The sequence below is a fragment of the Vagococcus sp. WN89Y genome (assembly GCF_052220145.1).
Taxonomy (GTDB): Bacteria; Pseudomonadota; Gammaproteobacteria; order Enterobacterales; family Enterobacteriaceae; genus Kosakonia.
Genome location: NZ_JBQPOM010000064.1, coordinates 27,404 through 39,331, shown reverse-complemented (window position 1 = coordinate 39,331; position 11,928 = coordinate 27,404). Strand labels below are relative to the sequence as shown.

Below are 11,928 nucleotides of genomic sequence, written 5' to 3'. Positions count from 1 at the left end.
TGGTTAGCCCGGTGCGCCGGGCTAACCTGCTTAACGAAAGCTAACCGTTTCACCTGCCTGCTGAGTGGCCGCTTGTTCCAGCAGATCCCAGAAGGTTTCGCCGCTACGGTCGCAGACCCACTCGTCGCCTTTCAGGTCGAAATGGTAGCCGCCCTGTTTGGTCGCCAGCCATACCTGGTGCAGCGGCTCCTGGCGGTTGATGATAATTTTGCTGCCGTTTTCAAAGCTCAGGGTGAGTACACCGCCGTTGATTTCACAATCGATGTCGCTGTCGCCATCCCAGTCATCAAGGCGTTCTTCAATGGTGAGCCACAGGCCGTCGGCGAGGCGATGAAATTCACTGTCGTTCATTCTGCTTTCCCGTTTTTTATGATGGAGGCAGTATAACGCGAAATATTTCCCGATGCGCTAAGCGCGCAAACTCTTGCTTTTGTGTCTTCTCCTGCGATGATAGGTAGCAGAAAGAATGAACTTACAGGCAACTTACAATGAAAGATGTTTCTCGCACGCTGGCTATACTGCTGACGCTGTTCAGCCTGACGGGTTGTGGTCTGAAAGGGCCGCTCTATTTCCCGCCCGCCGATAAGAACGCGCCGCCGCCAACCAAAGCGCAGGAAAGCACCATTCAGTCAACGACGCCGGATCGTCACGATCGCGGTGACACGGGTGCGCCAACGCAGGTGAATTACTAACGTTACCGTTCTGTATCCGCGTAAATGGAGTAGATGATGCAGTTCTCTAAAATGCATGGCCTTGGCAACGATTTTATGGTCGTCGACGCGGTGACGCAGAATGTCTTTTTTTCCCCAGAGCTGATCCGTCGTCTGGCGGATCGCCATCTCGGGGTTGGTTTCGATCAACTGCTGATCGTGGAACCGCCTTACGATCCCGAGCTGGATTTCCACTACCGAATTTTTAACGCCGATGGCAGCGAAGTCTCGCAGTGCGGAAACGGCGCGCGCTGCTTCGCGCGTTTTGTGCGTTTGAAAGGTTTAACCAATAAACGTGACATCCGCGTCAGTACGGCGAATGGCCGTATGGTATTGAGCGTTACGGAAGATGAGTTAGTGCGCGTCAATATGGGCGAGCCGAACTTCGAGCCTTCGCAGGTGCCGTTTCGCGCAAACAAAGCGGAAAAGACCTACATCATGCGCGCGGCGGAGCACACCGTATTGTGCGGCGTGGTTTCCATGGGCAATCCACACTGTGTTATTCAGGTGGATGATGTGGAGAGCGCGCCGGTCGAAACCCTCGGGCCGATGCTGGAGAGCCATGAGCGTTTTCCGGAACGCGCCAACATCGGCTTTATGCAAGTGGTGAAGCGCGACCATATCCGGCTGCGGGTGTTTGAGCGCGGCGCGGGGGAGACGCAAGCCTGCGGCAGCGGCGCCTGTGCGGCGGTTGCGGTGGGTATTCAGCAAGGTTTACTGGCGCAAGAAGTGCGCGTTGAATTACCAGGCGGGCGACTCGATATCGCCTGGAAAGGTCCGGGTCAACCGCTGTTTATGACTGGCCCGGCGGCACATGTCTACGACGGATTTATTCACCTATGAAGCAAGTTGGAGAAGAGCAACAGGAAACCCAGGCCGGGCTGGACGATAGTTCGGTGGCGGCGTATTTACTGCAGAATCCTGAGTTCTTTATCCGCAATGCGCGGCTGGTAGAACAGCTGCGCGTGCCGCATCCGGTGCGCGGTACCGTATCGCTGGTGGAGTGGCATATGGCGCGCTCTCGTGACCATATTAATGCGCTGGAAGAGAACATGTCGCTGCTGGCGGAGCAAGCCAGCGCCAACGAAGGCCTGTTCTATCGCCTGCTGCGTTTGCAAAGCCAGCTGGTGTCGGCCAGTAGTCTCGACGAGATGCTCAGCCGCTTTCACCGCTGGGCGCGTGAGCTGGGCCTGGCAGGTGTGGCCATCCGCCTGTTCCCCGACCGCTGGCGGCTTGGCGCTCCGTCCCGTTTCACCGACCTTGCGTTATCCCGCCAGGCGTTTGAGCCGCTGCGCATTCAACGGCTGGGGCATCAGCATCACTACCTGGGGCCACTGAACGGGCCGGAACTGTTGCTACTTTTGCCGGAAGCGAAAGCGGTCGGATCGGTGGCGATGTCGCTGATGGGCGAAGACGGCGACCTTGGCGTGGTGCTCTTTTCCAGCCGTGATGCACATCATTATCAGCAAGGGCAGGGAACTCAGCTGTTACAGGAGATCGCGCAAATGCTGCCGGGTCTTCTGCAACGCTGGATTGAACGCGTATGAATGAGGCTTTATTAGCAACAGAGGTGGCGCGGTTTATCCGCTACCTCGGTGTCGAACGCCAGCTTAGCCCCCTCACACTGCTCAATTATCAGCGCCAGCTTGATGCCATCATTGCGCTGGCCGATGAAATCGGTCTGAAAAGCTGGCAACAGTGCGATGCGGTGATGGTGCGTGCCATTGCGGTGCGCAGTCGGCGTAAAGGCCTGGGGCCAACAAGCCTTGCGCTGCGGCTCTCGGCGCTGCGCAGCTTCTTCGACTGGATGGTCAGCCAGGGGGCGCTTCCCGCTAATCCGGCGAAAGGCATATCCGCGCCGAAAACGCCGCGTCATCTGCCTAAAAATATTGATGTCGATGATATAAATCGTCTGCTGGATATCGATCTTAACGATCCGCTGGCGGTGCGCGACCGCGCGATGCTGGAGGTGATGTACGGTGCCGGGCTGCGTCTGTCTGAGCTGGTGAACCTGGATATCAAACATCTGGATCTGGAAAGCGGCGAAGTGTGGGTGCTGGGTAAAGGGAGCAAAGAGCGGCGCGTACCCATCGGGCGCAACGCGGTCAGTTGGGTGGAGCACTGGCTTGACCTGCGCGGGCTGTTTGGTGCCGAGGAAGAGGCCCTGTTTTTGTCGAAACTGGGCAAACGTATTTCAGCGCGCAACGTGCAAAAACGCTTTGCCGAGTGGGGCATAAAACAGGGGCTGAACAGCCATGTACACCCACATAAACTGCGTCACTCATTTGCCAGCCATATGCTGGAGTCAAGCGGCGACCTGCGCGGCGTGCAGGAGTTGCTCGGCCATGCCAATTTATCCACGACACAAATCTATACGCATCTGGATTTCCAGCATCTTGCCACGGTGTACGATGCGGCTCATCCGCGCGCAAAACGGGGGAAATAATGCGTTTTTACCGCCCTTTAGGCCATATCGCTGCGCTAACTTTTGACCTGGACGACACACTTTATGACAACCGGCTCGTTATTCAGCGAACAGAGCAGGAAGCGCTGGCGTTTGTGCGAAGCTATCACCCGGCTTTAAAAGGCCTGGAAAACACGGAACTTCATCGCCTGCGCCAGTCGCTGCGCGAAAGCGAGCCGGAAATTTACCACGATGTGACCGAGTGGCGTCGCCGTTCGGTGGAGCGTGCCATGCTGGAGGCGGGGCTGACGCCGGAAGAAGCCGCCGCTGGCGCAAACGCGGCGATGGTCAATTTTGCCAAATGGCGCAGCCGTATTGATGTGCCGCAGGAAACCCACGACACGCTCGCAAGGCTTGCGAAAAAGTGGCCGCTAGTGGCTATCACCAACGGTAATGCCCAGCCGGAGCTGTTCGGTCTGGGAGAATACTTCAAATTTGTGCTGCGCGCCGGGCCTGACGGGCGTTCCAAACCCTTTAGCGATATGTATCACCTGGCCGCCGGGCGCCTGGATGTGGCTATCGGCGACATCCTGCACGTGGGCGATGACCTGACGACGGATGTGGCGGGTGCTATCCGCAGCGGAATGCAGGCGTGCTGGATCAAACCGCAAGGCGCCGACCTGTTGCAGGCCGCCGACAGCCGTTTGTTGCCGCACATCGAAATTTCACGGTTGGCATCCCTGACTTCGCTGATATAATCACCAGCAGTATTGTATAAATCCCCAGGGTTGGCTACGCGTCACCCTTCGGCCCGCAAGTGTGCTGTGTTTGCTTGCTTACCTCGTGCGGCAAGGGTGAGCAAGTCTCGCCTTTGCGCTGGCCGAACAGGCTGGCGTAGCTGCTCCTGACTATTTTTGGCGGTGCCCATGGACGTTTCTTATCTGCTCGACAGCCTCAATGACAAACAGCGCGACGCCGTTGCCGCGACGCGCAGCAATATGCTGGTGCTGGCAGGGGCGGGCAGTGGTAAGACGCGTGTGCTGGTTCACCGCATCGCGTGGTTGATGAGCGTCGAAAACTGCTCGCCCTACTCGATTATGGCGGTGACCTTCACCAACAAAGCGGCGGCAGAAATGCGCCACCGTATCGGCCAGCTAATGGGCACCACACAGGGCGGTATGTGGGTCGGCACCTTTCACGGTCTGGCGCACCGCCTGCTGCGCGCGCACCATATGGATGCGAAACTGCCGCAGGATTTTCAAATTCTCGACAGCGAAGATCAGCTCAGGCTGTTAAAGCGTCTGATAAAAGCCATGAACCTTGATGAGAAGCAGTGGCCGCCGCGCCAGGCGATGTGGTACATCAACGGTCAGAAAGATGAAGGCATTCGCCCGCACCATATTCAGAGCTTTGGTAACCCGGTGGAGCAGACCTGGCAGAAAGTCTATCAGGCGTACCAGGAAGCGTGCGACCGCGCCGGGCTGGTGGATTTTGCCGAGCTGCTGCTGCGCGCCCACGAGCTGTGGCTCAACAAGCCGCATATTCTTCAGCATTATCGCGAGCGCTTTACCAACATCCTGGTGGATGAGTTCCAGGATACCAACAATATCCAGTACGCATGGATCCGCCTGCTGGCGGGCGACAGCGGCAAAGTGATGATCGTCGGCGACGACGACCAGTCTATCTACGGCTGGCGCGGCGCGCAGGTGGAGAATATCCAGCGCTTCCTCAACGATTTTCCCGGCGCGCAGACCATTCGTCTGGAGCAAAACTATCGCTCCACCAGCAATATCCTGAGCGCCGCTAACGCCCTGATTGAGAACAATAACGGGCGTCTGGGTAAAAAGCTGTGGACGGAAGGCATCGACGGCGAGCCGATTTCGCTTTACTGCGCGTTTAACGAGCTGGACGAAGCACGTTTTGTCGTCAACCGTATCAAAACCTGGCAGGACAACGGCGGGGCGCTTGAGCAGTGTGCGATCCTTTATCGCAGCAACGCCCAGTCGCGCGTGCTGGAAGAGGCGTTGTTGCAGGCCAGTATGCCGTATCGTATTTATGGCGGCATGCGCTTCTTCGAACGCCAGGAGATCAAAGATGCGCTCTCTTATCTGCGCCTGATTGCCAACCGTAACGATGACGCGGCGTTTGAGCGCGTGGTCAATACGCCGACGCGCGGCATCGGCGATCGCACGCTGGATGTGGTGCGCCAGGCCTCGCGCGACCGGCAGCTTACGCTGTGGCAGGCGACGCGCGAGCTGTTGCAGGAAAAAGCGCTGGCAGGCCGCGCGGCAAGCGCATTACAGCGCTTCCTTGAGCTGATTGAAGCGCTGGCGCAAGAGACCGCCGATATGCCGCTGCACGTGCAAACTGACCGGGTGATTAAAGATTCCGGCCTGTGGATGATGTACGAGCAGGAAAAGGGCGAGAAAGGCCAGACGCGCATTGAAAACTTAGAGGAGCTGGTGACGGCAACGCGCCAGTTCAGCTATAACGACGAAGACGAAGATTTGATGCCGTTGCAGGCGTTTTTATCCCACGCGGCGCTGGAAGCGGGCGAAGGGCAGGCGGATACCTGGCAGGATGCGGTACAGCTGATGACGCTGCACTCGGCGAAAGGTCTGGAGTTCCCGCAGGTGTTTATTGTCGGCATGGAAGAGGGCATGTTCCCCAGCCAGATGTCGCTGGATGAAGGCGGTCGCCTGGAAGAGGAGCGCCGGCTGGCGTATGTCGGCGTCACGCGCGCGATGCAAAAGCTCACCTTAACCTATGCGGAAACCCGCCGTCTGTACGGCAAAGAGGTTTACCACCGTCCGTCGCGCTTTATCGGCGAGCTGCCGGAAGAGTGTGTCGAAGAGGTGCGTTTACGCGCCAGCATCAGCCGCCCGGTCAGCCATCAGCGTATGGGCACGCCGGTGGCGCAGAGCGATACGGGTTACAAACTCGGCCAGCGCGTGCGCCATGCTAAGTTTGGCGAAGGCACGGTGGTCAATATGGAAGGCAGCGGCGAGCACAGCCGCTTACAGGTGGCTTTTCAGGGGCAGGGCATCAAATGGCTGGTTGCCGCCTACGCCAAGCTTGAGGCCGTATAACATTCAGAAAAACATCATGTTTTTGTAATAATCTGCTAGCCTTATACGTTGAAAGGCAAATAATGCTTTTTGACGTTTCGTTGCATGTTGACGCTTTATATGTGCTGGCGTAACATGCGCGCACGATCACGCTAAGAGGACATTCGCCTTGGACACACCCAGTAGATACTGGCTCAATTTCCTGTTTTTCAGGAACAACTCCTAAGGCTATTCCTCGTGCTGATAGCCTTAGCGGTTGTCAGCGACCTGCACTACTTCCCGTCGCGCTGAGTCAGGCTGTTTAATGGTCTGAAACGCCATCTGTTTCTTGTGTGCCCTGTGAACTGTCCGATATTTTTTGCATTGGGAGTCCCGGCCATGCTGAGCGCATTTCAACTGGAAAACAATCGTTTAACCCGCCTTGAGTCGGACGAAATCAAGCACCTCGCCAGCTCGGTTTGGGTTGATTTGGTCGAGCCGGACGATGAAGAACGTTCCCGCGTGCAAACGGAATTGGGTCAGAATCTGGCCACCCGTCCTGAACTGGAAGACATCGAAGCATCGGCGCGTTTCTTTGAAGATGAAGACGGTTTACACATCCACTCCTTCTTTTTCTATGAAGATGCGGAAGACCACGCTGGTAACTCAACGGTTGCATTCACCATCCGCGAAGGGCGTCTTTTCACCCTGCGCGAACGCGAGCTACCCGCTTTTCGTCTCTATCGTATGCGCGCCCGCAGCCAGGAAATGGTCGATGGCAACGCCTATGAGCTGCTGCTCGATCTGTTTGAAACCAAAATCGAACAGCTGGCGGATGAAATAGAAAACATCTACAGCGATCTGGAAAAGCTCAGTCGCGTCATTATGGAAGGGCAGCAGGGCGATGAGTACGATGAAGCGCTCTCGACGCTGGCAGAGCAGGAAGATATCGGCTGGAAGGTGCGTTTGTGTCTGATGGATACCCAGCGCGCGCTGAATTTCCTGGTGCGCAAGGCGCGTTTGCCGTCCGGCCAGCTTGAGCAGGCGCGTGAGATCCTGCGCGATATCGAATCCCTGCTGCCGCACAATGAGTCCTTGTTTCAGAAAGTGAACTTCCTGATGCAGGCGGCGATGGGTTTTATCAATATCGAGCAGAACCGCATCATTAAGATTTTCTCGGTGGTGTCGGTGGTGTTTCTGCCGCCGACGCTGGTGGCCTCCAGCTACGGGATGAACTTTGAGTTTATGCCTGAGCTGCACTGGAGCTTCGGCTATCCAGGGGCGATTATCTTTATGATCCTCGCCGGGCTTGCGCCGTATCTCTACTTCAAACGCCGTAACTGGTTGTAACACGCAATTTTACGGGCGGGATCTCCGCCCGTCATATCACCGTCTTTTACGCAATCCGCGCTGGGTATAAATCGCATCCATAACAAAAATGGCCAGCGCCACCCAAATAAAGCCAAAGGTCACCATCTTATCTGCGCCAGGGTGTTCGTCGTAAAACGTCACCGCCAGCACGAACATCAATGTCGGGCCAATATACTGGAAAAAGCCCAGCGTGGAGAGCCGCAGGCGTGTTGCCGCGCCGGTAAAGCACAGCAGGGGGATCGTGGTGACGATTCCGGCGGCAATCAGCAGCAGGTTCAGCGACAGCGTGTTTTGCGCCATATGGCTGGTCGGGCTATCGGTGATGCCGAACAACCATATTGCGGCGACCGGCAGCAGCCAGAGTGTTTCTACCAGCATCCCTGTTTGCGCATCGACCGCGATTTTTTTGCGGATCAGGCCATAGAAAGCAAAACTAAAGGCCAGGCCGAGCGCGATGATGGGCAGCGAGCCGAAGGTCCACAGCTGCACCAGCACACCGATGGCGGCAAGCAACACGGCCAGCCACTGCATGCGGCGAAAACGTTCGCCCAGAAACAGCATCCCCAGCAAAATATTCACCAGCGGATTGATAAAGTACCCCAGGCTGGCTTCCAGCATATGGTTATGGTTCACCGCCCAGATAAATAACAGCCAGTTGCCGCCAATCAGCAAGGCGGATAAGGCCAGCAGGAAGATTTTTTTCGGCGTTTGCAGCAGGGCTTTAACACTGCTCCACTGACGGCTGATGCTTATCAGCGCCAGCATAAAAAAGAAGGACCAAATAACGCGGTGGGTCAGGATTTCATCGGCCGGAACGTACCAGATAATCTTAAAATAAGCCGGGGCAATACCCCAAATAAAATAAGCGGCCAGGGCAAGGAAAATGCCCAGCCGCGTCTGTTTTGCATCCATCAGGAAAACTCATTACGGGAACGTTAATGCATGGTAACCGATTTTTGCAGCTGACTCACCCCACCATATAAGTGGCTGTCGCGCTGGCGATATGCAGCAAGTCTTCGTTATGCAGCTCCACGCGGGCGACGGCGACCTTATTTCCGGCACGCAGCAAAGCGGCGCTGGCGGTGAAGCGATTACCGCGACCAGGCCGCAGGTAATCCACCCGTAAATCAATGGTGCCCATGCGTGATAACCGCTGGCGCAGCTCCTCTTCGGCAATCGTTTCATGCCGGGTGAGCGTGCTGCCCACGCAGACCAGGCCTGCGGCCACGTCCAACGCTGAGGCGATTACGCCGCCATGCATAATGCTTTGCGCCCAGTTGCCGACCATCATCGGTTGGTTAGTAAAATTCACCTCGGCAAACGCTTTCTCATAACGCCCCAGCTCCAGGCCTAACGCGCGGTTAAAAGGCATATGATAAATAAACATTTCACCAACCAGTTTTAGCGCTTCTTCGGCTGTGAGAACGGCTGACATAGTTATCTGATCCGATGAGTTAATGAAATGTTGATTTTATGCTTATTGTTTGTTGAGCGCCAGTTTAAGCAGAGAGACCTGCGCAGTTTCGCAATATGTATGTAGAATACGTTTCGGAAGATTCATCAATTCAACACAATGATTTGGGAGCACAAAACCGATGCGGACCGCTCTGGGTTGGGTTTTCGCAGCATTCGCTTTGCCGTCTATGGCATTAGCCAGGGAAGCCACAATAAAAGAAGTGCATGACGCGCCAGCCGTGCGCGGCAGCATTATCGCTAACTTATTGCAAGAGCATGATAACCCTTTCACGCTCTATCCTTATGAGTCCAATTATGTGCTCTATACCTATACCAGTAGCCTGAATAAGGACGCGATTAATTCCTATAGCTGGGCGGATAACGCACGTAAAGACGAGGTCAAGTTCCAGCTAAGCCTCGCGTTCCCTCTCTGGCGCGGCATTCTGGGGCCAAGCTCAGTGCTGGGCGCGGCGTACACACAAAAGTCCTGGTGGCAGCTTTCCAACAGCGGTGAGTCCAGCCCGTTTCGTGAAACGAACTATGAGCCGCAGGTCTTCCTCGGTTTTGCGACAGATTACTCTTTCGCGGGCTGGACGTTGCGCGATGTGGAGTTTGGTTATCACCATGATTCAAACGGGCGTTCAGATCCCACGTCGCGAAGCTGGAACCGCGTCTATACGCGCCTGATGGCGCAAAATAATAACTGGCTGGTGGAAGTGAAACCCTGGTATGTGGTCGGTGAAACCAATGACAACCCGGACATCACGAAATATATGGGCTATTACCAGCTAAAAATTGGCTATCAGATTGGCGATGCTATTCTGAGCGCCAAAGGGCAGTACAACTGGAATACCGGCTACGGCGGCGCGGAAGTCGGGCTGAGCTACCCGGTAACCAAACATGTCCGTTTTTATACTCAGGTATACAGCGGCTACGGCGAATCGCTGATTGATTATAACTACAATCAAACGCGTGTCGGCGTGGGCGTTATGCTCAACGATTTGTTTTAAACATTGCAGTTTCTGTCGCAGGCGCTGAAAATAGCGCCTGTTTTTATTTCAGGCAAATGGGGTCAATGTGGCGCAGGCGGAAGTATTGAATCAGGGATCGCTGGCTAAACAGGTTTTACAGGAAACCTTTGGCTACCAGCAGTTCCGCCCTGGCCAGCAGGATATTATCGACACGGTACTCGGTGGTCGCGACTGCCTGGTGGTGATGCCGACCGGCGGCGGGAAATCCCTGTGCTATCAAATCCCGGCGCTGGTATTAGATGGCCTGACGGTAGTGGTTTCACCCCTCATCTCGCTGATGAAAGATCAGGTTGATCAGCTGCTTGCCAACGGTGTTGCGGCGGCATGCCTGAACTCGACGCAAAGCCGTGAACAGCAGCAGGACGTGATTAGCGGCTGCCGTAACGGGACGATTCGGCTGCTGTACATTGCACCTGAGCGCCTGATGCTCGACAACTTCCTTGATCAACTGCGCCAGTGGAACCCGGTGCTGCTGGCCGTGGATGAAGCGCACTGTATTTCCCAATGGGGGCATGATTTCCGCCCGGAATACGCAGCACTCGGCCACCTGCGCCAGATGTTGCCCGCTGTGCCGTTTATGGCGCTGACCGCCACGGCGGACGACACCACCCGCCGCGACATTGTTAACCTGCTTGGCCTGCACGATCCGCTGATTCAGGTCAGCAGTTTTGACCGTCCGAACATCCGCTACATGCTGATGGAAAAATTCAAGCCTCTCGACCAGCTACTGCGCTACGTGCAGGAGCAGCGCGGCAAATGCGGCATCATCTATTGCAACAGCCGGGCCAAAGTCGAAGACACCGCCGCGCGCTTGCAGAGCCGTGGCTTTAGCGCAGCGGCGTACCATGCGGGGCTTGAGAACGAGGTGCGTGCGCGGGTGCAGGAACAGTTCCAGCGCGACGATCTGCAAATCGTGGTGGCGACGGTGGCTTTTGGTATGGGCATCAACAAGCCGAACGTGCGTTTTGTGGTGCATTTCGACATCCCGCGCAATATCGAATCCTATTATCAGGAGACGGGGCGCGCCGGGCGCGATGGCTTACCGGCCGAAGCGATGCTGTTTTACGACCCGGCCGATATGGCGTGGCTGCGCCGCTGCCTTGAAGAGAAACCCGCCGGGCCACTACAGGATATCGAGCGGCACAAGCTGAATGCGATGGGAGCGTTTGCCGAAGCGCAAACCTGCCGCCGCCTGGTGTTGCTTAACTATTTTGGCGAAGGGCGTCAGGCGTCGTGCGGCAACTGTGATATCTGCCTGGACCCGCCGCGCCAGTACGACGGTTTACAGGATGCGCAAAAAGCGCTGTCGGCGATTTACCGCGTCAACCAACGCTTTGGTATGGGTTATGTGGTGGAAGTGCTACGCGGTGCCAACAACCAGCGCATCCGCGAGCTGGGGCACGACAAACTGCCGGTGTACGGCATTGGCCGCGAGCAGAGCCACGAGCATTGGGTAAGCGTCATTCGCCAGCTGATCCACTTAGGGTTTGCCACGCAAAATATTGCTCAGCATTCGGCGCTGCAACTCACAGAAGCCGCACGCCCGGTGCTTCGCGGCGAGGTGCCGCTGATGCTGGCGGTGCCGCGTATGGTGGCGCTAAAACCCAAAGTTATGCAGAAAGCAGCGGTGGGGAATTACGATCGTAAACTGTTCGCCAAGTTGCGTAAGTTGCGCAAAGCGATTGCCGACGAAGAGAACATTCCGCCGTATGTGGTGTTTAACGATGCGACGCTGATTGAGATGGCGGAGCAAATGCCGCTCTCGGCGGGCGAAATGCTGAGCGTTAACGGTGTGGGCACGCGTAAGCTCGAACGTTTTGGCCAGGAGTTTATGGCGCTGATCCGCGCGCATGTCGATGGCGACGAAGAGTAGCCAGCCTGGTAAAAAGGTGCGAGGATAGTGACTCTCA

The 11,928-nt window shown here is 56.3% G+C and carries 13 protein-coding genes; 10 read left to right on the top strand and 3 right to left on the bottom strand.

The window, feature by feature from the left end; genetic code table 11:
• Positions 1-30: 30 nt before the first annotated feature.
• Positions 31-351, bottom strand: coding sequence for an iron donor protein CyaY (gene cyaY, locus ACTU3N_RS18295; protein WP_443087555.1), 321 nt, complete (start codon positions 349-351; stop codon positions 31-33).
• Positions 352-488: 137 nt separating this feature from the next.
• Between cyaY and lptM the strand changes: the two genes are divergently transcribed.
• The 8 genes from lptM (at position 489) to corA (ending at position 7,511) form a co-directional block, all read left to right on the top strand.
• A complete protein-coding gene (lptM, locus tag ACTU3N_RS18290) occupies positions 489-692 on the top strand; it encodes an LPS translocon maturation chaperone LptM (protein WP_443087554.1) in 204 nt (67 codons plus the stop codon).
• 33 nt (positions 693-725) lie between these two features.
• Positions 726-1,553 carry a diaminopimelate epimerase gene (dapF, locus tag ACTU3N_RS18285; protein ID WP_443087553.1) on the top strand — a complete coding sequence of 276 codons (828 nt, stop codon included), beginning with the start codon at positions 726-728 and terminating at the stop codon, positions 1,551-1,553.
• Positions 1,550-2,257: a DUF484 domain-containing protein gene (locus ACTU3N_RS18280; RefSeq protein WP_443087552.1), complete on the top strand. Its 708-nt coding sequence runs from the start codon at positions 1,550-1,552 to the stop codon at positions 2,255-2,257. The genes dapF and ACTU3N_RS18280 overlap by 4 nt, the downstream gene beginning before the upstream one ends.
• On the top strand, positions 2,254-3,156 hold the full coding sequence (gene xerC, locus ACTU3N_RS18275) for a tyrosine recombinase XerC (RefSeq protein WP_443087551.1): 903 nt from the start codon (positions 2,254-2,256) through the stop codon (positions 3,154-3,156). Before ACTU3N_RS18280 ends, xerC begins: the two co-directional genes overlap by 4 nt.
• Complete coding sequence (gene yigB / locus ACTU3N_RS18270; protein ID WP_443087550.1) at positions 3,156-3,872, top strand: 5-amino-6-(5-phospho-D-ribitylamino)uracil phosphatase YigB; 717 nt, start codon at positions 3,156-3,158, stop codon at positions 3,870-3,872. Before xerC ends, yigB begins: the two co-directional genes overlap by 1 nt.
• 168 nt (positions 3,873-4,040) lie before the next feature.
• Entirely contained in the window at positions 4,041-6,203 is a 2,163-nt protein-coding gene (uvrD, locus tag ACTU3N_RS18265; RefSeq protein ID WP_443087549.1) for a DNA helicase II, read from the top strand.
• A gap of 148 nt (positions 6,204-6,351) precedes the next feature.
• Entirely contained in the window at positions 6,352-6,408 is a 57-nt protein-coding gene (gene ysgD, locus ACTU3N_RS18260; protein WP_369407361.1) for a YsgD/CorL family protein, read from the top strand.
• Between the two features lie 152 nt (positions 6,409-6,560).
• Entirely contained in the window at positions 6,561-7,511 is a 951-nt protein-coding gene (gene corA / locus ACTU3N_RS18255; protein WP_443087548.1) for a magnesium/cobalt transporter CorA, read from the top strand.
• Between the two features lie 36 nt (positions 7,512-7,547).
• Here the strand turns inward: corA and rarD are convergent, their stop codons facing one another.
• A complete protein-coding gene (rarD, locus tag ACTU3N_RS18250; RefSeq protein WP_443087547.1) occupies positions 7,548-8,444 on the bottom strand; it encodes an EamA family transporter RarD in 897 nt (298 codons plus the stop codon).
• A gap of 55 nt (positions 8,445-8,499) precedes the next feature.
• Positions 8,500-8,967 (bottom strand): acyl-CoA thioesterase YigI, encoded by a 468-nt coding sequence (yigI, locus tag ACTU3N_RS18245; RefSeq protein WP_443087546.1) that lies wholly within the window; start codon positions 8,965-8,967, stop codon positions 8,500-8,502.
• Between the two features lie 160 nt (positions 8,968-9,127).
• On the opposite strand from yigI, the gene pldA reads away from it, so the two are divergent.
• Together pldA and recQ are read left to right on the top strand one after the other, a co-directional pair.
• Positions 9,128-9,997, top strand: a complete 870-nt coding sequence (gene pldA / locus ACTU3N_RS18240) for a phospholipase A (RefSeq protein ID WP_443087545.1) — start codon at positions 9,128-9,130, stop codon at positions 9,995-9,997.
• A gap of 67 nt (positions 9,998-10,064) precedes the next feature.
• Entirely contained in the window at positions 10,065-11,891 is a 1,827-nt protein-coding gene (gene recQ, locus ACTU3N_RS18235; RefSeq protein WP_443087544.1) for an ATP-dependent DNA helicase RecQ, read from the top strand.
• Positions 11,892-11,928 lie beyond the last annotated feature (37 nt).